This is a genomic window from Bacillus sp. FSL W8-0116 (assembly GCF_038003825.1).
In the GTDB taxonomy this organism is placed as follows: domain Bacteria; phylum Bacillota; class Bacilli; order Bacillales; family DSM-4216; genus Bacillus_O; species Bacillus_O smithii.
In genome coordinates this window covers 1,341,635-1,367,709 of the sequence record NZ_JBBOPY010000001.1, presented here as the reverse complement: position 1 = coordinate 1,367,709, position 26,075 = coordinate 1,341,635, and the positions used below count along the sequence as shown (strand labels likewise).

Sequence of the window (26,075 nt, the reverse complement as noted above, 5' to 3'; positions counted from 1 at the left end):
AAGGATGAGAAATTTCTATTCGATCGGGGAAGTATTAATAGATTTCATTCCACTTCAAAAGGGCAGAGCACTAAAGGATGTAGTGGGGTTTGAACGTCTTCCTGGAGGTGCTCCTGCCAATGTTGCTGTAGCCGTTGCGCGGTTTGGCGGCAAGGCATATATGATTACCAAATTAGGTATGGATGCTTTTGGTGATTTTCTTTTGGAACAATTACAACAAGCAGGCGTGAATACAGAAACAGTTAAACGAACAAATGAAGCAAACACAGGTCTAGCTTTTGTATCATTACGCCATGATGGTGAGCGTGATTTTTCTTTCTACCGCAATCCTTCGGCAGACCTTCTTCTTAGTGAAAAGGAGATTGAGGACGGTTGGTTTGAAGACGGAGATATTCTCCACTTTTGTTCTGTAGATTTAGTTGAAAGTCCGATGAAGAAGGCACATATAAAAGCGATTCATTTAGCAAAAGAAAAAGGAAGTATTATCAGCTTTGATCCTAATGTACGAATTCCTCTTTGGAATAACCCGGAAACATGTAGAAAAACAATTTTGGAATTTGTTCCAATGGCACATATATTAAAAATTTCAGAGGAAGAACTTGAATTCATAACAGGCATTTCCAATATAAATGAAGCCATTCAATCTTTATTTACCGGGGATGTTCGAGCAATTATTTATACTAAAGGTGCCGAGGGAGTAGAATTATATTTGAAAGGTGAAGTCTATCAATCACCCGGATATCGTGTAGAAGTACAAGATACCACTGGCGCGGGAGATGCCTTTATAGGTGGTTTCTTGTATCAATTGTTAGAAAAAGGGGTAAGACAAGAAACACTTGAAAAAATTCTGCGAGAGCATCATCAAGAAGTGCCATCTTTTGCCAATGCAAGCGGTGCCCTTACGACATCAGGAAAAGGAGCTATTCCATCCATTCCAACAAAAGACGAAATTAATTGTTTTCTCCAACATTCATAATTGATTCACCGTCATTAATGATTACCTTACTCAGTTTTTTTAAATACTAGGGACCAAATTGGAAGGAAACGCACATTTAGATTCGTTACGGTGAACCGTATCATAAATAGAGGCAAAAATTGTTGAAGATAAGGTGGAATTTTATTGTCGGAAGCGGGTATTGGCTGTGGATAATCAGTTTCATTATCCGCTTCACGATACAACATGTGGATAAGTACAAAGGTTTTAGAATGTTGACTTCTGTAAAATCGAATTCAAGTTCAATGTTTTTAATGGTTCTTGATTTTCCTGTTTGTTTAATTGTAATTTTATCGATCAATAACTGAAGTAATTGTTTTTGATTTTCTCTTGATGTCTGCTTATAAACGAATAGCTTTTCAAGTAACAATTCAATAAGCTCCGGTTGAATAACTTTTGAGTCAGAAGAACTCAAATGTAATGTAATCTCATTTTTCTTCTGTTCTAATTCTCTTTTTTCATTGGAAACCTTTTGTAATCTTTCTTGTAGGATATCTATCGGGAGTGTATTCTTTTCAAAAGCTTCCATATATTTGTCTTGCAATTGCTGGATTTCCAACAAGCGGTTTTCAATCTGTTCTAGTTCTTTATTCAGTTTGTTTAGAGAACTAGCAGAATTTGAATTTATTTCTTTTAATGTTTTATATAGCTTTTGTTTATTGCTAACGAGTTTTTTTAATTCTATTATTAACCTCGTCCTCTGCTTCATACGTTTTTACGGAATTCGCTTTACATGCTGCAGATCCTTTATTATGGAAATTACTACACACATAATATCGATGTTTTCGTTTCGTCCCATCCTTTCGTGTAGATGTCGTAATGGAAGGCTTAAACAGTTTTAAATAACTTATAAAAAGTTATAAAATTTTTATTTACTTTAATTTTTTCATGCTATATTTAATTTAAGGAGGAATATAGCATGAGATATTATAGCATTCATGAATTTTCCAAATTAATCAATCGAACGCCACAAACTTTAAGAAATTGGGACAAAAGTGGAAAATTAAAACCACATCATACTGGCTCAAACGGCTATAGATATTATTCTCACGATCAACTTAAAGAGGTACTTGGTATTAAAGAAACTAGTCAAAAAGTGGTTGGTTATTGCAGAGTTTCTTCTAATAAACAAAAAGATGATTTGCAAAGACAAGTTGAAAATATGAAAAAATATTTAGAATCGTTAAATGTTGAATATGAAATCATTCAAGACATTGGTAGTGGGATTAATTACAAGAAAAAAGGTTTGCGTCAACTAATCAAAATGATAAATAACAAAGAAGTAGATAAAATAGTAGTATTCCATAAAGATAGGCTTCTTAGATTTGGTTTTGAATTGGTTGAGTATATGGCAAACCTTAATGGGTGTGAGATTGAAGTTTTAGATAGCAATGAAAAAACAGATGAACAAGAACTTGTAGAAGATTTAATACAGATTGTTACAGTATTTAGTTGTAGATTACAAGGAAAACGTGCTAATAAAACTAGAAAGTTAGTAGATGAATTAATTGAGGAAAATGAGGAGTTGCTAAATGATAAAGTCAATAAAAGGGATGTTGAAACCAAATAATAAGCAAAAAACTAAATTATTTCTATATGCGAATACAGCTAGATTTGCTTATAATTGGACAATTGCAAAGCAACAAGAAAATTATCAAAATGGTGGTAAATTCATCAATGATTCAACTTTGAGAAAACAGTTTACTCAAATGAAAAAGCTTGATGAATTTAATTGGCTGAATAATGTAAGTAATAATGTAACGAAACAAGCTATTAAAGATGCTTGTGATGCTTACAAACGATTTTTTAAAGGACTATCAAAATATCCAAAATTTAAAAGGAAAAAGAAATCTATACCTAGTTTTTATCAGGATAATGTGAAAATCAAATTCACAAAAACACATGTTAAAGTAGAGGGATTTGCTTCAAGTAAAAAGTCGAATAAACAAAAGATAAATTGGATTCGATTAGCAGAAAAAGGACGTATTCCATTTGGTGAAAATGTTAAGTATATGAATCCTCGATTTACATTTGATGGTTTGAATTGGTGGGTATCTGTTGGAATAGAAACAGATAGTGATTATTCTCCTTCAAAAACAGAAGGGATAGGTATTGACTTAGGAATAAAAGATTTAGCTGTTTGTTCTGATGGTAAAGTTTATGGAAATATTAATAAAACAAAAAGAATTAGGCAATTAGAAAAGAAAAAGCGCAGGTTGCAACGTAAAATTTCAAGAAAATATGAAAAAGGAAGGGAGGGAAACCGTTACAGGAAAACCAACAACATTATAAAAAGTGAAAAGCAACTTTTAAAAGTTTCACGAAGACTAACGAATATTCGTCATAACTACATACATCAAATCACTTCTGAAATCGTAAACAGAAAACCAATGTTTATTGTTTTAGAAGATTTGAATGTAAAAGGTATGATGAAAAATAAACATTTAGCTGAATCTGTTCAACAACAGTGTTTCCATGAATTTAGAAGACAAATTGAATACAAGTCAAATTGGAATAATATTCGCTTCATTTTGGCGGATAGATGGTTTCCAAGTTCTAAGTTGTGTTCTTGTTGCGGAAAAGTTAAAAAAGACTTGAAGTTATCCGATAGAACTTTTGAATGCGAATGTGGAAATATTGTTGATCGAGATTATCAAGCGTCTATAAATCTTAAAAAATATGGTGAAAATGTTTTAGAATCTGCATCTTAACAATGCAAGTTAATGCAGACATGTACCGATTCGTTAGTCGGGAATTTACGACTTTGGAGTGTTACACCAAATGCAAGTAGCGATCTGTTTAATAGATAGACGTGAAAGCAGACACGATGAAGAAGTAATGAAACATAAAAGTTGTAGGAAATTATAACTTTTTATAAGTTTTCTGTAACGGGACCATTCCTTGACCGCAATCAGGGCAACGCAAAAGACTGCTAAGTAAAAAAGGTTCATTCGATTGGCGCTGTTTAAATGATTTGCTTTTTCTTCTTGCTTGAACTAAACTCCATAATTCATCTGAAATGATGGCTTCATGCTGCCCCTCAACAATGATAGGGTCAGGATTCTTTCCTTTTCTTCTCTTAGTGTCCCAATTTTCAATCTTTAACCAGCTAATTTTACCATTATAGATGACATTGTCTAAGATTGTTGCAATCCCATTTATAGAAAAATAACGGCCTTTTTTCGTTCGATACCCTGCTTTATTTAAGTAGTTTGCAATTGCCTTTAACCCCTTTCCGCTTGCATACATTTCAAAGACATTTTTACGATCTCTGCTTCTTTATGATTGATGACAAGTTGTTTTTCAACAGTATCGTAACCAAATACAGAACCACCATTCCATTGTCCCTCTAATGCTCTTTGTTTCATACCAAGTTTTACATTTTCCGATAACGTATTTCTTTCCATTTCCGCAATAGAAGCTATAGAACCTAAAAAAAGACCGAAATAAATCGGTCTTTTTTGTATGTCTTCTTCAACGAAACCCCCATTTGCACAATAAAAAAGGCGGCATCACTTATTGAAGCAGTGCCCCCGTTAGTTGTACAAGCGCCTATTCCAATGATTCAGAATAGTACGTACTATGTGTAAAACGACGAACTTCTCTTTTGTTTTCTTTGATTTTTTCGTGCAATCGCATTATTTGTCAACCGCAAAAACCATTTGAATTTGTCATACAGGGCTTGTCATCTTTATAACCTTTTGAAAGAAGGCGATTATAATCAGCAGGTTATAAAGGAGTGGAAATATGATTCTCTCTAAATTTGTAGATGAGCTCCCCGTTCCCCCTGTTTTAAAACCTCGATGGAAAGATCCGTTTCATACTTATTATGAAGTGAATATGACGGAATTTAAACAGTCGCTCCATAGCGAATTAAATGATACAACTGTATGGGGCTATGAAGGAAGTTATCCAGGACCTACAATTGAAGTAGAGAGCGGAGAAAAAGTGTTTATTAAATGGATGAACAATCTTCCAGATAAGCATCTTTTGCCGGTAGACCATACGGTGCATGGTGCCCATGTGGATGTACCGGAAGTACGAACGGTGGTACACGTACATGGCGCTAGTGTTGAATGGGAAAGCGATGGCTACCCGGAGGCTTGGTTTACACAAGGATTCAAACAAGTCGGTCCCTATTTTAGAAAGCAAATATATCAATATGATAATGACGATCGAGCTTGCACCCTCTGGTATCATGACCATGCGCTTGGTATCACGAGGCTCAATGTGTATGCTGGATTGGCAGGATTCTATCTTATCAGAGATCATCGGGAACGTTTATTGAATTTACCAAGTGGGAAATATGAGGTCCCTCTTATGATACAAGACAAGACTTTTCATAAAGATGGTTCTCTTTATTACCCGAAGCAGCCAGAAAAACCAGTCCCGGAATTAGAAACGTCGATCGTTCCTGAATTTTTTGGAGATACCATCTTGGTGAACGGAAAAGTATGGCCGTATCTAAAAGTGGAACCCCGTAAATATCGATTCAGGCTGTTAAATGCATCTAACACCCGTTTCTATAGGCTAAAGCTTGATTCGGGACAACTTTTTTATCAAATCGGGACGGATGGAGGATTCATGCAACACCCGATAGGCGTCAAAGAAATCACGTTGGCACCTGCAGAACGAGCAGATGTGATCATTGATTTTACCAATCTTGAAGGCAAGAATATGATCATGACAAATGATGCCCCCTCGCCATTTCCAACCGGAGATCCACCAAATGAAAATACAGGTACTGTGATGCAGTTTAGAGTGACTCTTCCACTGTCAAGTGTTGATACGAGTGTTATTCCGGCTTATATGATGCCTCTTCCCAAAATAAAAGAACAGTCCGCTTCAAAGAAACGATCCCTAACATTAAATGAGAATACGGATAAGTACGGGCGTAAAATCATGCTATTGGATAATAAACACTGGGATGCCCCTATAACAGAGAATCCTAAATTGGGATCAACCGAAATATGGTATCTTATTAACTTAACGGAGGATACACATCCTATTCATCTTCACTTAATTAATTTTCAAATATTAGACCGGAGGGAGTTCAATGTAGAAAAGTTTAAAAAGGAGAGAATGATCCATTATACTGGTCCTGCGTTGCCTCCCGAACCACAAGAACGAGGATGGAAAGATACAGTAAGAGCTAATCCTAACCAGGTCACTCGAATAATCATGAAGTTTGGTCCTTATACAGGGTTGTATGTATGGCACTGTCATATCTTGGAGCACGAGGATTATGATATGATGAGACCGTATATTGTTATCCGATAATAGACAGTTCTCCTTGAGTATGTACTTGAACTGTATCTATGCTCGTTAATATCCAATTAAACCGATGTTAATGTCTGGACAAATTGTTTTGTTAATTGAATTTAAATTTAGATTAAAGATAAGTGTCCCACGTACATCTCATTTTAATTAAATTTTCCTATCCTCAGTACTCATCCCATGTGAGTGCTGTGCGTTGATAGAGAGGATTAGAGAATAAGCAGATGGGTTCGAGAATCGGTAAAAGATTCTCGGACTCCCATTTGCTTTTATTTCGATTCGGTCAATGAACCTGGCGTTAGCTCTTTAAAGGACAAGAACTCTTAAAATTGTATTTTGATTATTTGTTGGCTAATCCATTCAACCAAATTTTGGTTAGAGATTGGTGTATGGAAAGAGGTTCCGTTCAAACTATATAGGATATTTCTTGATTGATTACGATTACTTTTTTCAATCAAATCGATCAACTCTTCTTTACTTAAATCAGCTTGATGAAAAAGAGAAAGAATTAAGGATTCATAGGACATGAATTGATACAATTGAATAAAGTCAAAAGTATTTTCGACATTAATTAATTCCATTAACCTCTCATTGTTTAAAAATGTCCTAAAGGGTCCATAAATTCCCTTTTCATCTTCACTGACGATATAAACAGGACCGAGATACAAGCTCAATAATACAAGGGAAAAAATAGTGATAAAACGTTCGCCGGCATTTTTTCCATTGGCCAAAATACAACCAATTAATGTTTCTAAAGCAGCTTCAGAATGAGAATCGATTTCTTTAATGGAATCACGTATTGTTTGATTTGTTCTTACAGTTTCTAAAGATATGTTTTTCAATATATTGAATGCGGCTTCTTTTGTGCCAATCATATCCCTTAATAATTCAAATATGATTTGTAAATCTGCTACGTATATTTCATGCTCTGTAGATAGAATTCGAAATAATTCATAATAGTATTTTTCAAATGCCTTTTCATCGGGTAAGTTTTTTGAGGCTTCTTCAAGAATGATGTCTGGAATGAGAATGATTTTAGATAGTTGAAATCCCTTTTGTATAATAAAAGGATTACACACAGCGTCCTTCCTTAGCTTTGACAGCATCATATTATCCATAATATACAGTGCTTGATTAGCGTATAAAGATTTTTTTAGGCTATCCATATGAAATTGGATAAAAGGTTTTATGGGACGGATCTTAGGATTTTCGATAACCTTCATTTTCACTTTCGCCCGCTAACTCTTTTCGCCAATCTAGCACTAAATGATATAATTTTTTATATTTATTGATGATGGATTGATAATCTTCTTCATTTAGGTTATTTTCCGCTTTTGATATCAAATTTTTATAATCGTCAATTTTAATTTTATTGCTAGCTGCAAATAAGGTTCGGTCTATTTCATCAGGCAGGTTATTTTTATAATCATAATCAATAATATCTTTAGCTTCATCAATGGTAATGAATTGATTTTGAGCAAGTTTTATTACGATTGCCTTATAAGGAACTTCAAAAACAGGAATTAAATGAACTGCAATGTCGGTTAAACTAAGACTGCTATCCTTTTTTAAAGATAGATATTTCCGATTTAAAATATGATCATTAATCAGAAGTTCACCTGCAAAAAGATTTGGCAGTCTCTCCTTTTCATCAAATATACTATCTATCTGAACCAAATTTTCTTCTTTTTTCTTCAACTTATCTTTATCAAAATAAAAGTGATAGAACTCATGCGCCCACATAAAGTTCTCATAAATTTTAGGTTGTGCTGTGTTGATTTGTATATAAAAATCCTGATTGTAATAAAAAACTAAACCGCCATAATCTGAATTTTTAATGGGAAATTCTAATACGCGTGCATTTTCATATAAATAAGTTTTAATGAATTCTAAAGGCTTAGAGGCAATAAGAGGATCACCGGAAGACTTTAACATCTCAATTTTTGATTTCACTTCAGGCAAATAATCTCGATTAAAATTGACTACTTTTTCTATATTCTCTTTATTGATCACGATATTCTCCTCCAAACATAACTGGTGGATGAGACAAAGGTTTGAGAACATCAATCAATTCGACGAATTCTCTAAAAACTTTCATCCCTTCTTTAAATGCTTCATTCACTTCTCCATTTAAAGAAAGTGCAGCAAAATCCATAAAATTTTGTTCTTCCATTTTTTCATTGACACCTTTAGGCAAATCCATTTCTTTACGATGAAAATAAAACGGATCTTTAATTCTAAACAGCTTTAACATTTTCTCCTCAAATTGATCCACATTTCCTTCACCTTTAAGAAATCTATAAAAAGCACCTTTGCTTATTCCTAATCGATCTATAACCCAGTTATGTTTAATACCTTTCGCATCTAAATATTTCCTTATATTTTCTCCAATTATTTTTTTGGCCTCGCTCATCATCACACCTCCAAGTCTTTTGGTATTCATTTTGTATACTTCTATATATTATTATATGCAATAAACGTAAAAAAGTACATTATCTTAGACGAAATAGTGCATGTTTTAAATACTATTATAAGATGAAGATGGGAACCATAAAAAGTCCGTACTTCAGCTAAAGCTTCTCCATTCTGAAGTTATGATTAACTTCTATCGGTAACAATATGAATTGTCTACACTCTCGGCGACGAAACGATCGTTTTATGGGGACGGGATGTCATTTATGACTCGATCGGCGACGTTCAATTTGCCATTTCGGCCAAGTCGTTTTACCAAGTCAACCCAGAACAAACGAAAGTATTGTATGACAAGGCTTTGGAATATGCCGAATTAAAAGGCGATGAAACGGTCATCGACGCTTATTGCGGCATTGGCACCATTTCGTTGTTTTTAGCGAAAAACGCGAAAAAAGTGTACGGCGTCGAAATCGTGCCGGAAGCGATTGACGCCGAACGAAACGGCATCACCAATGCCGAATTTGAGGCAGGAAAAGCAGAAGAAGTCATTCCAGAATGGTACAAAAGAGGAATCAAAGCCGACGTTCTAGTTGTCGATCCCCCTAGAAAAGGATGCGACCCAGTTCTATTAGAAACCATCCTGCAAATGAAACCAAAAAAAGTCGTCTACGTCTCCTGCAACCCCGCCACACTCGCCCGCGACCTCCGAATCCTCGAAGACGGCGGATACAAAACCCTCAAACTCCAACCCGTCGACAAGTTTCCGCAAACAAGGCATGTGGAGGCCGAGGCGGAGATAGTGTTGAGGGGAAATTAAGTAGAAGGAGCCGAAAATCAGTAAAAGATTTTCGGTGTTCCATCTGCTTTTATTTCGATTCGGTCGATGAACCGCGAGCGATAGCACTTTAAAGGATAAGAACTCTTCGAAGTTTTTCTTCAACTCTCAAAAAAGACAGAAGGCTAAGGCATTTCTCTATCTCTATCCATCTTCGACAAATTTTGAGGCGTGACAGGCACAGATCTCAGGACTAGGTTTGACACATTCGCCTTTACAATAAGGGCATTGTCATTTCACTACACGATCTTCCTCTAAGCTATATATCCCGATTTTTCGAGGGCTGTAAGTCGCATTGTAATGATGTTGGTCTTCCTCTGGTATTGGATCACCTTTTGAAGACAGGATTCGTAATGTGGACGGGTATTTCAAGTCATCAACCAAATTGACCACTACTTTACTCAAAAGGATTTAACAAAAGAATCAGAGAGTATAGTACATGAATCCATATTGAGAGGGAGATGAGCATATTTCAAAAAATGTCCGATTTTACCGGAAAATCTAATAGAATATACCGGTTATTTAAAACTTCAATGCAAACGAAAACCTTCCAACATTTATAAATATATTGCCGCATTAAAGGTATTCTTTGCATTTTTGCTTTCTAGAGGGATCATTAAAGACAATCCGATGGCACGTATCAAAATCGAAAAATTGGAATATGCTAATGGGGCTAATCAAATAAAATGGCTTACAAAAGAAGAACTAGACCGATTCATTGGTTATGTACAATTGGAGCCAAACGAATTCAAACGGCTGTGCAAATGCCATGATCGACTTAATGCTGGATGCAGGACTTCGGGTAAATGAGGTTGCTCCATTAGAAATAAACGACATCATATCTAAAGATAAAGGTGTTCAAGTGTGATCACTCGGGAAAGCAAGGGGAATAAGTTTGCCACTATATTACTGGTTCAAAAGCACGCCAGAAATTTACGTAAATGGCTGAAGTATCGAAAAAATTTAGAAATGTACATACATAAAGAATCCACACGGTTATTTGTATCCGAGCTAGGAATTCAAAAAATGCTGACTAAATACGCACGTCTTGCCAATATGGAGAACAATACTCCACACCGCTTTCGACATAGCTTCTGTAAGAACTTGGCCAATGCCGGAACGCCGATTGAAACTATTCGGAAATTTGCACGACATGAAAGATTCAAATAACAGTGATATATGTTGACTCATTATAGGAAGAACAGTTGGAGGCGTTGAGGAGGATATATTAATATTTGGTTTCAGTGAATAAAAATAATATATAATACTAAAGGACATAGCATAATAAGGGAATCAAAACTTTGACCCATTTCATTATGCCATGTCCGATATTTGCAATATTATCTTATTCAACATCTTATAAATTTATTCTTCATTTTAATACTATATTTTTTATCTGTATTTGTCAATGTAATTTTTTGTAGAAATTTATGGTATACTTTAAAAAAATCAATTAGATTGAGGGGAAAGAAGTGTCAGAAGAAAAGTTGTTAGGTGGTCAACGTTATTTTATTAGTAAGATCATGGAGTATTTTAATTATTCTAAATCCCAACAATCTCAAATGTTTACAAAAGCCTTACAGGAAAAGAGATATGATAGCATAACATTAATGTTTAGCGAATTTTTGGAAATTGAGCAAGATATTAGGGAAGGAACTAGTGATAAAACTAAATTAAAACATAGTTTAATCAGTTCAATGAAAAGTTTTTTATTTCATTGTAAACAGAATCCTTTATTAATAAAGGGAGAGTTAGCCAGGGATATAAGTTTTCTAGTTAAGAGAATTCAGGAATTTTTAAATGAAGGAGAAAAAGAAAAAGTAGATCAAGAGAAATTAAATACTATACGTATTTCAATTTCTAGTTTAGTAAAAAGATATGATTCTGAAAGTTTAATTGAAGAATATATTGATTTAATTTTAGAGGTTCCATTATCCTACAAAGAGATCGATTTAATAGTCCAGTATTTTATTAGTGAGTTATTAAATTTAGGATATTCGTTTAAATATCTGAGTGAATGGAAACAAAGTTACAAAGAATTATATCAATACATAAAAGATTTGGATAGAGAAGAATTGAGTAAGGCTCTATTAGCGTTTAAAGATTTGATTAAAGAACCTACTAAGTATTCTATAATTATAAATAGTTGGTTACCGGATGAATTAAAAAATGAGTTGGAAACGGAAGGATGTATTAATTTAAAATATAGGTATTGTAGACTGAATGAAAGTGAAGAGTATATCATTCGTGAAAGAAAAGATAAACTCCATTTTCGACAATCTGATAAATATCATAATTTAAAAGTCGAAGTTGTTGCTTATGATAAATATAAGGCTATAGAAAAAGTAGTTAAAAACTTAGAAAGTTATCTTGGAATGTATAAACATTATTATAATTTTGATAAAGTTGCGGTCAATGTACAATGTCTTTTATCAAATGGTTATAATGAATGGGTACAAATGAGAACTGATAATACTGACGCACAAATTTTTAATAATAGTATAAGTGCCAGAGAAAATGAAGACATTAAAGATTTTTTACTTTTAAGAGATAAAGTGAGAAAAGAAAATGGCCGTATTACAACTAGTATTAAGCAATTGAATAATTCACTTGAAATGCTAAAGAAGTCTATTGAAACATCACCAGAAAATCGATTACTCAATAATTGGTCCAGCCTTGAATATCTTTTAAATTCCTATGAGGGGAAAAGTATAATTAGTAAAATAATAGATATAGTGCCTAAAGTGATTAGTTTATATCTTGTAAAAGAGCGGCTTAATATATTTTGGGAGAGACTTTTAGCAAATAAGAGATTTCATGAAATAAATATAGTAAAAGAATTATTTTTTAAATGTTCTAAAGAAGAAGGAAAATACGATAAAAATAAGTTAGTAGATTTTTTAGGAGAAGAAGATAATATTAAAAGTTTATTTGAAAGTTTAGAAAAGGATGTAGTAATGCATAGAGAGATTGCTTTTATAAGAGAGGTTTTAACAGATTTAAGTAAACTTTTGAGAAATATCGAGAATTTACATGAACTGATTGAACATGATTTAACGCGCATATATAGAGTACGTAACAAATTAGTTCATTCTAATAACAACATCTTATTTAATAATATCGATATATTTACAATCCGTTTAAATAAATATATTAATTCTTTAATTGGAACTATTATACATTATCTAAAAAGACGTCCTGATCTACAAATATCTGAAGTATTAAATTCAATACATGAAACTTATGAATGGTATAAGAATTTTCTGAAAAGTGAGAGTGAAAAAACTAAAGCTATTAAGAAAGCAAAAGAGGAAGGCAAAGAAACGGGTAAGATAAGCATAGATATAAAAACAGCATCGTTTCCACCGTATTTATACATGTAGGTTGCAAATATAAAAACTTCAATTGATGGACAGTTCAATAAATTTTTAAACCAATACTATTTAGCGAGAAAGCAAATTATTTTTATGGAAAATGAAGAGTATGTAGCAAGATAAGTAATATAAATGAAAATTATTTGGAATAATTCGGAAAGCAAAGAGGTGAAGTTAATTGAACATGGTTAGAGTATTTGAAGAACAAGTTATTAAGATAACAGAACAAAAATTGAACGAAACATTAGAGAAGTTGAAGGGAGATAAGTTACTTCAGCGGAAATTCAGGGAATTGACTGATATTTCTGCAACATTAAAAAGGCTTGACGTAATTATAAAAGAAAGTTCAAGTTTGGATAGTAGGGGAAAATGGATAGAAAAAAGAGATAAACTTATGGAGAAACGTGATGAAATATACTTTAAGATAGAAAACGAAGGATTTGAACGTGAGTGGATAATAACAATTGTTAAGTATGAAAGTGAAAACTTAGAAAAAGTTCTAAATGATGCAAGGGAAAGTGCAAGAAAGAAATATTTTTGGGATGCAAGTTTTGATGATATTGATATATTTGATAAACGATGGGAGCTTGTAGAACAACAAATAAAACAAGCCAAAATGAATTATTTAGAAGGTGTATAGTAAGCAAAATGCAAGATTAGTCTTCTTACCTCCTAGTCTCTTTTTTTTCTCCTATGTAACCCCAAAATAAACAATTGCTAGTTAAAATAAACTCTAGCTATTCCGACTCTGATTTCGTTAAAAAAATCATTTGCGATTTCGGTTTTTTTCATGCCAATCCCTTGTCCCATCATTCTTTTCTCAATTTTCTCTTCTCTCCAAATATAAGCAAAACTATTTTTTAATGCGAAAAAAGAGGCGAAAAAACGGTCATTTTTGCATCAAAAATTGTCCGAAATTAGGTTTCTATAGCCAAACTGTATTTTAACTCGAACTTAAGAATGCGGGGTTGGGGCGGGGGACAACAACGATTGAAAATTCCCCAATTTCAACAAAATGAAATTCCCCATTTTGAACGTTTAATTCGATAACTAGGAAGGAAAAAGGCCTGCTTTTTTCTTTTCTCGGAGGCGGTAAGAATCGCCTTTGATGTTAAAGGTAATGGGGTGATGTAATAGACGATCTAAAATGGCTGTTGCTAATGATCGTCGCCGAATACTTTTCCCCATTTGAGATAGGATTTATTCGATGTAAGAATCATCGTTCCTTGTTCATATCATTTCGATTATGATTTAAAAAAACACATTCTCCGTTAGTTCATCAGAAGGGGATATCCTACCTCATCTATAAAGTATGTCTGGGCGACTCCAATGATTGACTAAACGTTCGAGAGTCCCTTTTTCGTTTGCCTTTCGGCGTTCTGCCACTAAATCGTCTAAAGCGGTGTATTCTTGAGTAATGGCTTCAATCGAAAAGGAAATGGCTAAATGTGTTTTTCCAACGCCCGGTGGTCCAAGAAAAATAGATTTTCTCCGTGGGCAAAACCGACATTTTGATAGTGTCATTGTGAAGAACGTTTATTTATTCAATGCGTACTATTCCTTTATATAGTTCATGTACACAGAAAAAACTTTTGGTTGTTGCTGCACATATAAAAGAAAACGATTGACGCGCTAGTCAAAAAGTCATATACTTTATTTAACACTGTTGTTAAATATTGAATTTGACATTTAAAAGGAGGTGCAATATGCAGCTCGGTGATATTGCCAAAATAAAGACGGGTCTTGTTTTAAGTAGGAAAAAAGCAGAAATGGAATATACGGCAAAGGCTACGTATAAACTGTTGTCCCTTAAAAATATAAGTGAAGATGGATTTATAGAAAATGATACATTTGAAGAGTTTATTAGTAATGATGAGTTAGAGGATCATTACTTTACCAAAGAAGGCGATGTATTAATGCGGTTAAGTCAGCCGTACACAGCAGTATGTATTGATAAAGAGTACAGCGGCTTGTTGATTCCATCCTACTTTGCCATTATCAAGGTGGATCGGTCAGAAGTTATGCCGCAATACATAGCTTGGTACCTTAACACGTTGAATGTGAAGAAAGAACTAGAGCGTTCTCAATCGGGTAGTCGGATACCGAGTACGAATCAACATGTTTTAAAAACCATTCCTATTATAGTAACATCGCTTTCAAAACAAAAAGCATTAATAGAACTATATCGGCTTCATCAAAAAGAAAAACGATTGTATAAGAAGCTGATTGAAGAAAAAGAGCTGCTATTTCAAGGAATTACTCAACAAATTTTAAATGATAAAAATTAGGAGGAAAAAGAATGGTTGAACAGACAACACAAGAGAAAATTAACCGCGTTTTATGGCAAGCTGCCGATACGTTTAGAGGAAAAATCGATTCATCAACTTATAAAGATTACATTTTAACCATGTTGTTTATTAAGTATCTGAGTGATACGTATAAAGAGAAATTAGAAGAATATACAAAGCGCTACAATGGAGATGAACAACGCATTCAACGTGCATTATCGAGAGAACGGTTTGTATTGGATGAAACATCCACCTTTGACTATTTATATAGTAAAAGAAATGATCCGGAAATCGGGGAGATCATCAACAAAGCGTTGGAACGAATTGAAAATGAAAACGCGGGGAAACTTCGCGGCGTCTTCCGCAATATTGATTTTAATTCAGAGGCGATTCTAGGAAAAGCAAAAGAGCGGAATGCCATGCTCCGGTCATTATTGGAAGATTTTAATCAATTATCTCTAAGGCCATCGCAATTAGGAGATGAAGATATTGTAGGGAATGCTTATCAGTATATGATTGGGCTTTTTGCCTCAGATGCAGGAAAAAAAGGTGGAGAGTTTTATACACCTGCCGAAGTATCAGAACTTTTGGCGCGACTAGTAAAACCACAAGAAAACGATCGTATTTATGACCCAACATGTGGTTCAGGTTCATTGCTGATTAAGGTGGCCAAACAAGTGCCAAGTAAAAAAGTGGCCATTTACGGCCAGGAACGGAATGGAGCTACTCACTCATTAGCATTAATGAATATGTATTTGCATGGCATTGATGATGCAAAAATTGAGTGGGGAGATACATTGGCGAATCCATTGCATTTGGAAGATGGCAAGTTAATGAAGTTCCAAGTCATTGTTGCGAATCCCCCATTTTCATTAGACAAATGGGCCATGGGATTTGCCGGTGAAGGAAATACAGATAAAAAATTTAAAATGGAAGCAAGCCTTGACCCATATAGAAGATTTGAATGGGGCATTCCGCCAAGTTCAAAAGGGGACTACGCTTTCGTTCAACATATGCTGTATTCATTAGCGGAAAACGGAAGAATGGCGACGATCCTGCCTCATGGTGTTCTTTTCAGAGGATCGAGTGAAGGAAAAATCCGTAAACAAATTATTGAGTTGAATCTGTTGGATGCTGTCATCGGGCTTCCGGAAGGTTTATTCTACGGTACCGGAATCCCAGCTTGTATCATGGTATTCCGAAAAGACCGTACACGAAAAGACGTGCTATTCATTGATGCTTCTGGTGAAGAACATTATGAAAAAGGGAAAAACCAAAACAAATTAAGAGAACAAGATATTGAAAAGATTGTGGAAACGTATGAGAAACGGGAAACGATTGATAAATACTCCTATGTTGCTACAATTGATGAAATTCGGGAAAACGACTATAACTTAAACATCCCTCGTTATGTTGATACATTTGAAGAAGAAGAACCTGTGGACATGGAAGCGGTGAAAGAAAATATCGCCAATATTAAGAAAGAGCTTAAAGAAGTAGAAGCACAAATGGAAAAGTATTTGAAAGAGTTGGGATTGTAGGTGGTATGCAAATGAGTGTTGGCAAGATATTATCCAGAAATGAAAATAAAATTGGTAAAATTACATTTCCCAATGATTGGTCTATATATAAATTGAGTGATATTTTAAAACTTGTAAAACGACCTATCAAAATGGAAGATCAAAAATTTTATAATTTGGTTACAATTAAAAGAAGATTTGGTGGAATGGTTAAACGAGAAAGGCTTCGAGGAAATCAAATACAAGTAAAGAGTCAATTTTCCGTTAAATCAGGAGACTTTGTAATCTCTAAAAGACAAATTTCTCATGGAGCATGTGCAATTGTACCTGAAAAATTGGATGGTTCTATTGTATCAAACCAGTAGCGTTGCATAAAAAAATTTAATGTTTGTCAAGCTCAACAAAAATTCCAGTTATTTCATGTAACTGAATATTCAGACATACAATCTTTCTAAGCAAGCTTAAAAGGACAATGACGTCTTAATCGGCAGTCCATTTCCACAATTTGGTAATATATTACAGAAACATTGGATCATAAACTAAATCGTCTAGGTGTTCCACCTCCCCTTCTTCAAATTGGTACACGATGGTTTCAAAATCTTTTTCCCAATGGTATTTTTTCCGACCGTTGGACGTTCGAATTGGCTTTTTAAAAAGGGAGCGAACAAAACAGTCAAAACCTTTAAAAAGCAGATTCTGTAAAGTTCGCTTGATCTCTAATAAAGGACCATCGTGATTCACTTTTAATTGGAGCATGGCCTGTAAGCAATAGGTGATTAGGGCGATCCAAATTTGATTGTAAACGGCATTTTGACTTTTTCCATAAAATCTTTTTATCTTAAGGTGCTGTTTCATCCATTTAAAGAAGGTCTCTATCTTCCAGCGATATCGGTATAAATCTGCAATCTCTTCCGCAGAAAGATCAAAGCAATTGGTTATGATGATCACGGGATTCCCTTCGCTGTCGACCGTTTCGATCAATCGGAGAGGATGAGTCATTTTGGTATGATTACGGTCATTTCCTAAAATGACAATCTGATCCCTATAAATCAAACGTTCTGGATTGGGAATCCGTTCCGATAAAACTTCAATCTCTGCGTTCTTTTTAAGCCGGGTAATGAATCGCACCCCTTCTCGGCATAAGCGGTCGAACTGTTTGTAATCGACATACCCTCGATCAAACAAGTAAATCGCATTTGGATCGATTTCAATGAGTTCGTCCATCTGTGTGCGATCGGCATGTTTCGCGGGTAAGATAATCCCTTGATCCGGAACAGTGATATCCTTCGTTACAACAACCTTTAAATGGAGTCGAACACCAGCCTTTGTCTTACGAAAAGTTGCCCATGGATATTGGCTCAAACTCATGCTCATCGTGGTAGAATCAATGACCAGAAGACGACCAATGTTTCGGATGATCGGGGCATTTTTCATTTGCCCTTGGATCTTTAAGACCAGATATTTAAATACTTTTTCAAACAGTTGAGGGGATAATTGGCCTAATTTGCGAGAAAGTTGCGAAGTACTAATTGCATCAAATTCCAGATATGTCTGCAACTCTTCCTTGTCTTTCAAATGTTTGGCCAATTTTGTTAAGCTTTCCAATTCATTTAACTGAGCGATGATACAAAGTTGTAAAAACTTATACACCGTTAATTTTTTAATGTATTTGTCAACGTCAATCACATTAATTAGTTTTGAAAAAGTTATTGGATCGATCTCTTTAAATAGTTCATTTATTGTGGATTCTGTGGTATTCTTATCCATAATGGTTTCTCCTTATTCTTAGGATTTGGATAGGACTGCCAATCCTAATTATAAGGAGTTTTTTTATATCCAAAAAGATGAAATTTAACATAAAATTGGGCTTGACAAATTAAAATTAACTTAATGCAATGCTACTGGTATCAAACGAATATAACATATTAAGAAATAAAGAAAATTTGGATTTGGAGTTTTTTAATTGGTACGTTCAACTTCCTTTTATGCAAAGGTACTTCTACCTTTCGAGTGACGGAGTTCATATCGAAAAATTGTTATTTAAACTTGAAGATTGGCTACAGCGAAAAGTATGTATACCAGAAGTAAAGGAACAAAAGAAAATAGCTAAAATTATTTCAACTTGGGACAAGGCAATTGAGCTAAAGGAAAAGCTAATCGAGCAGAAAAAACAGCAGAAAAAAGGGTTAATGCAGAAGTTGCTGACGGGTGAAGTGAGATTGCCTGGATATAGTGGGGAATGGAAAAAAGTTAAATTAGGAGAGATATTAAAAGAACGTAAGGAAACAGGTTACACTGAGTTGGAATTATTGGCAATTACCTCAAGTAAGGGTGTAGTTAAAAGAACTGAGGTGGATATAAAAGATAATTCTAGTGAGGATAAAAGTAAGTATAAAAGAATTTTACCCAATGATATTGGTTATAACACAATGAGAATGTGGCAAGGAGTTTCTGGAGTATCCAAATATGAGGGTATTGTAAGTCCAGCATATACAATTTTAAAACCAACTAATAAAGTAAATTCTAACTTTATAGGATACTTATTTAAGTTACCAAAAATAATAAACTTATTTAGAAGATATTCGCAAGGTTTGGTAAGTGATACATTAAATTTGAAGTATGAAAACTTAAAAGGGATTAAAGTAACAATTCCCCAAGATGTTGAAGAACAAAAAAAAATAGCAGAAATTTTACTAAGTATTGATAATGAGATAGAAATGCTCCAAGAATATGTTAATTATTTAAAACAACAGAAAAAAGGCCTTATGCAATTACTTCTTACGGGAAAAGTCCGAGTAAAGGTATAATCCCCTTTACTCTTCCCTTATTTTTTCAACAGGAGGCTTGAGGATGTCAAGGGAGAAGAGTTATGATGAGCGGTATATAAGCCAGGGTCCGGCCATTGAGGTGTTGCAAAAGTTAGGGTATCAATACCTATTACCGGAAGAAGCAGAAAGAATGAGGGGAAATCTGCATCATGTATTGTTGACAACCGTTTTAGAGGAAAAGCTAAAAGAATTGAATTCTTATGAGTATCAAAGTCAAATTTATCAATTTAGCGAATCCAATATTCGCCAAGCCATTCGTGATTTAGATGAGCCGCTGACCAATGGATTGGTGAAAACAAATGAAGTGATTTATGAGACCATCATGAACGGGAGAAGCTATACGGAGTTTTTGCCGGATGGATCGAAAAAATCGTTTACCATTCAATATATCGACTGGAACAACATCGAAAATAATGTCTTTCATGTAGTGGAAGAGTTTGAAGTGGAACGAATGGATGGGCGTGGAACTGTAAGGCCGGATATTGTGTTGTTTGTGAACGGGATTCCTTTTGCGGTCATTGAATGTAAAAAAGCGTCGATTTCTATGAATCAAGGAATCAGTCAAATGATTCGCAATCAGGGGAAAGATTACGCCCCACAATTATTTAAGTTTATTCAAATTGTGATGTCCACGAATAAAAATGAAACCAAATACGCAACATGCAATACTCCGAAAAAGTTTTGGTCTGTTTGGAAAGAAGAAAAAGAGGAATGGCTGCAGAACTGGCTGGATAAAACAGTGGAAGGCAGACTGCCAACCATGCAAGATAAGAACATCATTTCACTGTTTCACCCCGAGCGTTTGTTAGAGTTAACCCAGTTCTTTACCTTATTTGATAAAGACGTGAAAAAAGTAGCCCGTTATCAACAATACTTTGCCATTAAAGAAATTATAAAAACGATTGAAGAACGAGATGAAAACGGCAATCGTCAAAGCGGCGTGATTTGGCATACACAAGGTTCAGGTAAATCACTAACGATGGTGATGTTAGCCAAGTATATTTTATCTGAGCTGCGCGGTTACAATCCGAAAGTTATTGTCGTAACAGACCGAGTTGAATTGGATAAACAAATACATAAAACATTCAGCCATACAAGATTAAAAGCTAGTCGTGCAACTTCAGGAAGCCATTTGGTAGATTTAATAAATGATAACCATTCTGATATTGTTACTACCTTAGTTCATAAGTTTGATACTGCGTCTTCCAAACAAAAGCCAATTGAATCAAGGGATATCTTTGTTTTAGTCGACGAATCACATCGTACACAGTATGGCGAGCTTCATCTAAAAATGAAGAAAGTATTCCCAAATGCTTGTTATCTCGGCTTTACGGGGACACCATTAATGAAAAAAGAAAAGAACACATTGATCAAATTCGGCAAACTCATTCATAAATACACAATTGCCGATGGTGTTCGGGATAAAGCGATCGTTCCTCTTTTATATGAAGGAAAAATGGTGGAACAATCGGTGAATCAAAAGGCGATCGATCATCGTTTAGAAATGATTACACGCAATCTGAATGACAAGCAAAAAGAGGAAGTAAAGCAAAGATGGAGTAAATATGAAAAACTTGCTTCTTCGGAACAGAGAATTTATTTAATTGCGGAAGATATTAACAAACATTTTGTAGAAAACTATAAAACACAAGGAAGCCAATTCAAAGCGATGTTGGCCACCAATAGTAAAATTGAAGCGATACGCTATCTTGAGGCTTTCGAGGAACTTAGTGATTTGAATTGTGCCGTTGTCATATCCCCACCTGATCAACGGGAAGGACATGAAGTAGTAGATCAGGAATCGAAAGATAAAGTTCAGCGGTTTTGGAAGCGAATGATGGATCGCTACGGAACGCCTGAAAAATATGAGGATGCGATCAAAGATGAATTTGTAAACGGCGACGAACTGGATTTGCTGATTGTCGTGGACAAATTGCTGACAGGTTTCGATGCTCCTAGAGCAACGGTGCTTTATGTCGATAAGCCAATGAAAGAACATACTCTATTACAGGCGATTGCCCGGGTCAATCGTCTTTATGAAGGAAAAGATTATGGTTTAATCATTGATTACCGCGGTTTATTGGATAAACTGGATGAAGCCATGCAGATGTATTCCGGTGCAGGTTTGGAAAACTTTGATCCGGAAGATTTAAAAGGAGCCATTTACGATGTGATAAGCATAATCGGATCATTACGGCAATATTATTCCGATCTATGGCAAATTTTTGCACCAATTAAGAACAAGAACGATAGAGAAGAGTATGAAGTATGGTTGGAGGACGAGGAGCGCAGAGAAGAGTTTTATGGCGTTTTAAGCAATTTTGGCAGAAACCTTGGAATTGCGTTGGAGTCGGAAAAAATCTATAATACTTTACCACCTGAAGAACTTCAAAAATACAAAAAGGATTTCAAGTTTTTCCAAGATTTGCGGAAAAGCGTGAAGCTGCGTTATTCGGATACCATTGACCATAAAGAGTATGAAGCGAAAATGCAGAAATTAATGGATAACTATATCGCGGCAGAGGAAGTTATCCGCATTACCAATCCTGTAGATATTTTAAACGCAAAAGCTTTTGAAGAGGAATTGGAGCGTTTAGAGTCAAAGAGAGCCAAAGCGGATGCGATTCGTACTCGTTTAACGAAGAGCGTTCATGCAAAGTGGGATGAAAATCCATCCTACTATAAAAAGTTTTCTGAGCGCATACAAGAGGCTATTCAAGAATACAAAGATAAACGCATTTCGGAAGCAGAGTATTTAAACCGAATGAAGGAGATCATGAATGATTATCGTCGGGGTGAATCATCAGAAAGATATCCTGAAATAATAAAAGAAAACCGGAATGCACAGGCCTTTTACGGCGTAACGAAAGATATTTTGAGTGAAACAACAGAAACGGCCGCAAGTTATGACACGAATACTCTCGGAGATTTAGCCTTAAAAATAGATGAAATCATTCAAGAACACCAAAAAGTCGATTGGCATGATAATGTAGAAATCCACAATCGTATTGCCCAAGAGTTGGATGATCTCCTCTTTGATTTTAAAGAAAAGCATAATTTGGATATAGACTTTGATACGATTGACAAAATCATTGAGCAAATTAAAACGGTTGCTTTAAGACGTTACTAAGGGCGGGAACAGCATGGAAAAGCATCAAATCGAGTACGCCAATAAAGTCATTGATTTCGTCTTGAAGCGGAAAAAAGTGAAAAATGTGAATCTTAATATTAAACCAGATATGACAATTGAAGTCACTGCCAATGACAGAGTGCCGCTTGACTTTATTTGTGATTTTGTGAAAACAAAGGGTGCATGGATATTAAAGAATGTCAAGACGTTTCAAGATGTTCAGCCATATAGGCAAAGTGAAAGAGAATATGTTAGCGGCGAAACCTTTAAGTATTTAGGAAAGCAATATCGCTTACGGGTCATACAAGAAGAGGAAGAGAAGGTGAAATATTTTCGGGGGTTTATCTATCTTTACGTTAAAGACACAGAAAATGTCAATCGTAAAGCCAAACTAGTAAATGAATGGTATCGTGAAAAAGCTCAAAAAACATTCCATGAATCCCTTGATAAAATGTTTCCATTGGTTCAAAAATATGGAGTCGAAAAGCCAAATATGGATTTGCGTTCAATGAAAGCACGATGGGGCTCAGCTTTAACAGATAAAAAAACAATCTTATTAAACACTGAGCTGATAAAAGCACCAAAATACTGTATTGATTATGTTGTACTGCATGAGTTGATTCATTTTAAATACAACGACCATAGCGACAACTTTTATAAAATGCTATATTCTCTAATGCCCGATTGGGAAAAGAGAAAGGCAATATTAGATGAAGAAGTAGTTAAAGACTTATAGAAGTGAACTACTCGGTATAAAACAACTAGATAATAGCAACAGAAGGCAGTTCCATGACTCTTGAATTAGGAACTGCCTTTATACATTTCCAGTTGTTGGTTGTTTTCATTTTTAATGATGAATTATTTTCAAGAGGAGATTTTTATTATGGGGAAAAGAAAATCAAAACTTCAAAATCCTGACGATTATGCAAGATATGGCCCGATTAAAATTGCGAGATTTGGTAAAGAGGTTGTTTTGAGAAATAACATGACAGAAGAAGATTACCAAGATTATATCAGTAGTTTAGCAAAAGAATACCCTGAAATAAAAAGTAAAATAGATAATCTTGTCCATGAAATTCGTGATTTAGTAGTAAGTTATCATCCCTTGGAACTATTACATTATAGCTATGGGAATATGTTTATGTCTATGTTAGGTAAAGCATCCGAATTTCAATATGGCTTTGAAGAAATGGTTGCGGTACGAATGATTGACTATGTACAAAGTGTAATTGTTTCAAATCAACCAACAGAAAGTAAATATGAAAAAGTTGATATGGAAAAATGGCTCATTCTTTATGAAAAAGTATCTCAGCTTTACAGAAGTTTAAGTCAATATCATATTTATCATACAGCACATGTAATGAGCACAGATTTAAATTTCAATGAAGAGTACAATTCTTTATATGTACAAGCACAAGAATTAAGAACTAATGTAAGAGGTCATAGATACCCAGTGCATGAAATACAACATCATCATGATTTATTATCACCTCATGAGGAGGTTTTTCAAGAACTCTTTAATATTAGTATAAAAGAATTTCTTGATGGCCTTGAGAAAATACAAAATTCCTTGATGCGTGGATTAGATGATGTAATACATGATTTAGAATTTTTAATGGAAAAAACACTCCCTATTATGCAAAAGTTTGAGTTTCCAACTAATGAAAAAGAACTCAGTAAAGAAATGGAAAATTTATTAGAAGAAATGGGATTAATCGAAGTTAAAAATTCAATTATTGGTAGGTTTATGGGGTATGATCTCTTTGATGTCGAAAAAGTTTCCGGACTACCAAAGAATTTACTTAAGGAGTTGTCATGGAAAATTGGAGAAGAAGAGGAATTTTTCTCTGAGGGTGAATATGCAGGTTGGCCTCTAAGAAGATTGCCGACAGAACAACGCCCCTTTATTTGCGTAGAAGACAAAATCTATTGTTTTGATTTATATAGCCTTTTTGATAATTTATACAGAGTTATACAAAGGTTAATTTTAAGGCTTAAACCCGAATATAAAAATGAATGGAATAAGAAACAGAAAGAAGTATCAGAACAATTGCCCTTTAAACTATTTGAGAAAATACTTCATGGTGGAGAATCATATAAATCTATTTATTATCAAAGTAAAACAGGTAATAAGGGGAAAAAGCAGTGGTGCGAGTGTGATGGCATTATAATATTCGATGACCACTTAATTGTCATTGAGGTGAAGGCAGGATCGTTTACGTACACCCCACCTTCTACTGATTTCCAAGCCTTTATTAAATCAATAGAATCTCTTGCAATAAAACCATACGAACAAGCTAGTAGATTAATTGATACTCTTAAAACAGAAGGGAAGATTACTGTTTGTGATGAAAATCATAAACCACTAGTTGAATTAAGTTTACAGGATTTTAGACAGATAACACCTTGTAGTGTAACTATTGAAAATTTTAATGAATTTGCTGCTAGGATAAATAAGCTTTCTCCCATTGGGGTTGAACTTTCAGGAATTCCATCGTGGAATATCTCTATTGACGAATTACGTGTTTATGCTGATTATTTCGAATCACCTGGGATTTTTCTTCATTTTCTGGAACAACGTTTACGAGCAGCGACATCTAAAAATTTAGAACTTTACGATGAACTTGACCATTTAGGTTTATACATCGAACACAACGACTACATTAAAACAGCGGAGAAGAGAAATGGGAAATACGCTATTTGGCATGGCTATAGGGAGGAGTTAGATAATTATTTTTCTACTTTGATATTTCCAGATATATACAAACCAAAGAAGCCTCAACAAGAAATCCCAATTAGAATTAAAGAAATTATTGATGTGCTAGATAGACAGAGAAAAAAGGGGTTTACGAAAGTAGTTAGTACATTACTTGATTTAGATGGAGATTCCAGAATAGAAATAGATAAAAAGATTAATACATTGATGAAAAAACAGTTAGAAACGAAAAGGATTATGCCATTGAGTACTTTTGGGGAATCCAAAATTACTTTAATATGTAATCATGATGATGTTGCGGAATTTAGTGTTGAACAGGCTAAAGACTATATACTTGCAACATTATTAAAAGCAAATGATGATACTCGTTTAGGCATTTATTTAAAATATAATAGTAAAGGACAATTATATAATGTAGATTATGATTTTCTTTCAAAAGATGATATTCCTTCTGATAGGATTGACGAGATTAAAAAATTATCAGAACAATATGCTAAATCACGTATATCATCCTATATGAAACATAATGGAATAAAAAAAGTGGTACCGTCAAGAATTTTGTGTAATGTAAATGGGGTAGGGTTTCTCTGAAATGGATTTGAATTGATAGGGGACTGATTTTCTCCACACAAGAGACTGAATATTCAGTCTCTTGTGTGGAAAGGGAGAATCCCCTTATTTTGTTTATTTACAATATTTGG

The 26,075-nt window shown here is 34.4% G+C and carries 23 protein-coding genes and 2 pseudogenes; 16 read left to right on the top strand and 9 right to left on the bottom strand.

Features of this window, described 5'->3' with window-relative positions; all coding sequences use genetic code 11:
• Positions 1–4: 4 nt before the first annotated feature.
• Positions 5–976: a carbohydrate kinase family protein gene (locus N1I86_RS06465; protein ID WP_341095547.1), complete on the top strand. Its 972-nt coding sequence runs from the start codon at positions 5–7 to the stop codon at positions 974–976.
• Between the two features lie 100 nt (positions 977–1,076).
• Here N1I86_RS06465 and N1I86_RS06460 read toward each other — a convergent pair whose 3' ends face one another.
• Positions 1,077–1,538, bottom strand: coding sequence for a hypothetical protein (locus tag N1I86_RS06460; protein ID WP_341095545.1), 462 nt, complete (start codon positions 1,536–1,538; stop codon positions 1,077–1,079).
• Positions 1,539–1,656: 118 nt separating this feature from the next.
• A complete protein-coding gene (locus tag N1I86_RS06455) occupies positions 1,657–1,815 on the bottom strand; it encodes a recombinase zinc beta ribbon domain-containing protein (RefSeq protein ID WP_445662273.1) in 159 nt (52 codons plus the stop codon).
• Between the two features lie 98 nt (positions 1,816–1,913).
• Here N1I86_RS06455 and N1I86_RS06450 point away from each other — a divergent pair, with 98 nt between their 5' ends.
• Together N1I86_RS06450 and N1I86_RS06445 are read left to right on the top strand one after the other, a co-directional pair.
• The gene (locus N1I86_RS06450; RefSeq protein WP_341095540.1) at positions 1,914–2,564 is read left to right on the top strand and encodes an IS607 family transposase; all 651 of its coding nucleotides are present in this window, start codon (positions 1,914–1,916) and stop codon (positions 2,562–2,564) included.
• A complete protein-coding gene (locus N1I86_RS06445; RefSeq protein ID WP_003353565.1) occupies positions 2,527–3,705 on the top strand; it encodes an RNA-guided endonuclease InsQ/TnpB family protein in 1,179 nt (392 codons plus the stop codon). Before N1I86_RS06450 ends, N1I86_RS06445 begins: the two co-directional genes overlap by 38 nt.
• 151 nt (positions 3,706–3,856) lie before the next feature.
• On the opposite strand, the gene N1I86_RS06440 is transcribed toward N1I86_RS06445, so the two are convergent.
• Both N1I86_RS06440 and N1I86_RS06435 read right to left on the bottom strand, forming a co-directional pair.
• Positions 3,857–4,243, bottom strand: a complete 387-nt coding sequence (locus N1I86_RS06440) for a recombinase family protein (RefSeq protein ID WP_341095538.1) — start codon at positions 4,241–4,243, stop codon at positions 3,857–3,859.
• Positions 4,219–4,401 (bottom strand): hypothetical protein, encoded by a 183-nt coding sequence (locus tag N1I86_RS06435; RefSeq protein WP_234395461.1) that lies wholly within the window; start codon positions 4,399–4,401, stop codon positions 4,219–4,221. The genes N1I86_RS06440 and N1I86_RS06435 overlap by 25 nt, the downstream gene beginning before the upstream one ends.
• Before the next feature lie 340 nt (positions 4,402–4,741).
• Between N1I86_RS06435 and N1I86_RS06430 the strand changes: the two genes are divergently transcribed.
• Positions 4,742–6,274, top strand: a complete 1,533-nt coding sequence (locus tag N1I86_RS06430; protein WP_341095535.1) for a multicopper oxidase family protein — start codon at positions 4,742–4,744, stop codon at positions 6,272–6,274.
• Between the two features lie 320 nt (positions 6,275–6,594).
• Here the strand turns inward: N1I86_RS06430 and N1I86_RS06425 are convergent, their stop codons facing one another.
• The 3 genes from N1I86_RS06425 to N1I86_RS06415 are packed head-to-tail and all read right to left on the bottom strand — an operon-like array spanning position 6,595 to position 8,684.
• Complete coding sequence (locus N1I86_RS06425; RefSeq protein ID WP_341095533.1) at positions 6,595–7,494, bottom strand: hypothetical protein; 900 nt, start codon at positions 7,492–7,494, stop codon at positions 6,595–6,597.
• A complete protein-coding gene (locus N1I86_RS06420; protein WP_341095530.1) occupies positions 7,472–8,284 on the bottom strand; it encodes an ImmA/IrrE family metallo-endopeptidase in 813 nt (270 codons plus the stop codon). The genes N1I86_RS06425 and N1I86_RS06420 overlap by 23 nt, the downstream gene beginning before the upstream one ends.
• Positions 8,274–8,684 carry a hypothetical protein gene (locus N1I86_RS06415; RefSeq protein WP_341095528.1) on the bottom strand — a complete coding sequence of 137 codons (411 nt, stop codon included), beginning with the start codon at positions 8,682–8,684 and terminating at the stop codon, positions 8,274–8,276. Before N1I86_RS06415 ends, N1I86_RS06420 begins: the two co-directional genes overlap by 11 nt.
• 225 nt (positions 8,685–8,909) lie before the next feature.
• On the opposite strand from N1I86_RS06415, the pseudogene rlmD reads away from it, so the two are divergent.
• The 5 genes and pseudogenes from rlmD to N1I86_RS06390 form a co-directional block, all read left to right on the top strand.
• Positions 8,910–9,500 (top strand): annotated as a pseudogene (rlmD, locus tag N1I86_RS06410) (23S rRNA (uracil(1939)-C(5))-methyltransferase RlmD); the annotation flags it as partial.
• A gap of 742 nt (positions 9,501–10,242) precedes the next feature.
• Positions 10,243–10,386 (top strand): hypothetical protein, encoded by a 144-nt coding sequence (locus N1I86_RS06405; RefSeq protein ID WP_327804658.1) that lies wholly within the window; start codon positions 10,243–10,245, stop codon positions 10,384–10,386.
• Positions 10,383–10,688, top strand: a complete 306-nt coding sequence (locus tag N1I86_RS06400) for a tyrosine-type recombinase/integrase (protein ID WP_341095526.1) — start codon at positions 10,383–10,385, stop codon at positions 10,686–10,688. The genes N1I86_RS06405 and N1I86_RS06400 overlap by 4 nt, the downstream gene beginning before the upstream one ends.
• 302 nt (positions 10,689–10,990) lie before the next feature.
• A complete protein-coding gene (locus N1I86_RS06395; RefSeq protein ID WP_341095524.1) occupies positions 10,991–12,901 on the top strand; it encodes a hypothetical protein in 1,911 nt (636 codons plus the stop codon).
• Between the two features lie 169 nt (positions 12,902–13,070).
• On the top strand, positions 13,071–13,532 hold the full coding sequence (locus N1I86_RS06390; protein WP_048624081.1) for a hypothetical protein: 462 nt from the start codon (positions 13,071–13,073) through the stop codon (positions 13,530–13,532).
• A 410-nt stretch (positions 13,533–13,942) separates the two neighbouring features.
• Here the strand turns inward: N1I86_RS06390 and N1I86_RS16705 are convergent.
• Positions 13,943–14,416: pseudogene (locus N1I86_RS16705) on the bottom strand (ATP-binding protein).
• A gap of 182 nt (positions 14,417–14,598) precedes the next feature.
• On the opposite strand from N1I86_RS16705, the gene N1I86_RS06385 reads away from it, so the two are divergent.
• From N1I86_RS06385 to N1I86_RS06375, 3 genes are read left to right on the top strand one after another with little or no spacing between them, the layout of a single operon-like run.
• Positions 14,599–15,180, top strand: a complete 582-nt coding sequence (locus tag N1I86_RS06385) for a restriction endonuclease subunit S (protein WP_341095522.1) — start codon at positions 14,599–14,601, stop codon at positions 15,178–15,180.
• Positions 15,181–15,191: 11 nt separating this feature from the next.
• The gene (locus N1I86_RS06380; protein ID WP_341095520.1) at positions 15,192–16,721 is read left to right on the top strand and encodes a type I restriction-modification system subunit M; all 1,530 of its coding nucleotides are present in this window, start codon (positions 15,192–15,194) and stop codon (positions 16,719–16,721) included.
• A gap of 11 nt (positions 16,722–16,732) precedes the next feature.
• On the top strand, positions 16,733–17,065 hold the full coding sequence (locus tag N1I86_RS06375; RefSeq protein ID WP_341095518.1) for a hypothetical protein: 333 nt from the start codon (positions 16,733–16,735) through the stop codon (positions 17,063–17,065).
• A 151-nt stretch (positions 17,066–17,216) separates the two neighbouring features.
• Here the strand turns inward: N1I86_RS06375 and N1I86_RS06370 are convergent, their stop codons facing one another.
• On the bottom strand, positions 17,217–18,467 hold the full coding sequence (locus N1I86_RS06370; RefSeq protein ID WP_094244900.1) for an IS4 family transposase: 1,251 nt from the start codon (positions 18,465–18,467) through the stop codon (positions 17,217–17,219).
• A gap of 176 nt (positions 18,468–18,643) precedes the next feature.
• Between N1I86_RS06370 and N1I86_RS06365 the strand changes: the two genes are divergently transcribed.
• From N1I86_RS06365 to N1I86_RS06350, 4 genes are all read left to right on the top strand, one after another.
• Positions 18,644–19,507: a restriction endonuclease subunit S gene (locus tag N1I86_RS06365; protein ID WP_341095515.1), complete on the top strand. Its 864-nt coding sequence runs from the start codon at positions 18,644–18,646 to the stop codon at positions 19,505–19,507.
• 43 nt (positions 19,508–19,550) lie between these two features.
• On the top strand, positions 19,551–22,658 hold the full coding sequence (locus tag N1I86_RS06360; RefSeq protein WP_341095513.1) for a type I restriction endonuclease subunit R: 3,108 nt from the start codon (positions 19,551–19,553) through the stop codon (positions 22,656–22,658).
• Positions 22,659–22,671: 13 nt separating this feature from the next.
• Positions 22,672–23,394, top strand: coding sequence for a M48 family metallopeptidase (locus N1I86_RS06355; protein ID WP_341095511.1), 723 nt, complete (start codon positions 22,672–22,674; stop codon positions 23,392–23,394).
• Between the two features lie 147 nt (positions 23,395–23,541).
• Positions 23,542–25,965 (top strand): hypothetical protein, encoded by a 2,424-nt coding sequence (locus tag N1I86_RS06350; RefSeq protein WP_341095508.1) that lies wholly within the window; start codon positions 23,542–23,544, stop codon positions 25,963–25,965.
• The last annotated feature ends 110 nt before the right edge of the window (positions 25,966–26,075 follow it).

What these genes read in the sequence shown, in the direction of transcription:
- N1I86_RS06355 (WP_341095511.1), top strand. Translation starts at nt 22,672, where the DNA reads ATGGAAAAGCATCAAATCGAGTACGCCAATAAAGTCATTGATTTCGTC.
- N1I86_RS06465 (WP_341095547.1), top strand. Translation starts at nt 5, where the DNA reads ATGAGAAATTTCTATTCGATCGGGGAAGTATTAATAGATTTCATTCCA.
- N1I86_RS06440 (WP_341095538.1), bottom strand. Translation starts at nt 4,243, where the DNA reads ATGTATGCAAGCGGAAAGGGGTTAAAGGCAATTGCAAACTACTTAAAT.
- N1I86_RS06450 (WP_341095540.1), top strand. Translation starts at nt 1,914, where the DNA reads ATGAGATATTATAGCATTCATGAATTTTCCAAATTAATCAATCGAACG.
- N1I86_RS06435 (WP_234395461.1), bottom strand. Translation starts at nt 4,401, where the DNA reads ATGGAAAGAAATACGTTATCGGAAAATGTAAAACTTGGTATGAAACAA.
- N1I86_RS06350 (WP_341095508.1), top strand. Translation starts at nt 23,542, where the DNA reads ATGGGGAAAAGAAAATCAAAACTTCAAAATCCTGACGATTATGCAAGA.
- N1I86_RS06370 (WP_094244900.1), bottom strand. Translation starts at nt 18,467, where the DNA reads ATGGATAAGAATACCACAGAATCCACAATAAATGAACTATTTAAAGAG.
- N1I86_RS06375 (WP_341095518.1), top strand. Translation starts at nt 16,733, where the DNA reads ATGAGTGTTGGCAAGATATTATCCAGAAATGAAAATAAAATTGGTAAA.
- N1I86_RS06430 (WP_341095535.1), top strand. Translation starts at nt 4,742, where the DNA reads ATGATTCTCTCTAAATTTGTAGATGAGCTCCCCGTTCCCCCTGTTTTA.
- N1I86_RS06445 (WP_003353565.1), top strand. Translation starts at nt 2,527, where the DNA reads ATGATAAAGTCAATAAAAGGGATGTTGAAACCAAATAATAAGCAAAAA.
- N1I86_RS06415 (WP_341095528.1), bottom strand. Translation starts at nt 8,684, where the DNA reads ATGAGCGAGGCCAAAAAAATAATTGGAGAAAATATAAGGAAATATTTA.
- N1I86_RS06360 (WP_341095513.1), top strand. Translation starts at nt 19,551, where the DNA reads ATGTCAAGGGAGAAGAGTTATGATGAGCGGTATATAAGCCAGGGTCCG.
- N1I86_RS06380 (WP_341095520.1), top strand. Translation starts at nt 15,192, where the DNA reads ATGGTTGAACAGACAACACAAGAGAAAATTAACCGCGTTTTATGGCAA.
- N1I86_RS06405 (WP_327804658.1), top strand. Translation starts at nt 10,243, where the DNA reads ATGTACAATTGGAGCCAAACGAATTCAAACGGCTGTGCAAATGCCATG.
- N1I86_RS06425 (WP_341095533.1), bottom strand. Translation starts at nt 7,494, where the DNA reads ATGAAGGTTATCGAAAATCCTAAGATCCGTCCCATAAAACCTTTTATC.
- N1I86_RS06385 (WP_341095522.1), top strand. Translation starts at nt 14,599, where the DNA reads ATGCAGCTCGGTGATATTGCCAAAATAAAGACGGGTCTTGTTTTAAGT.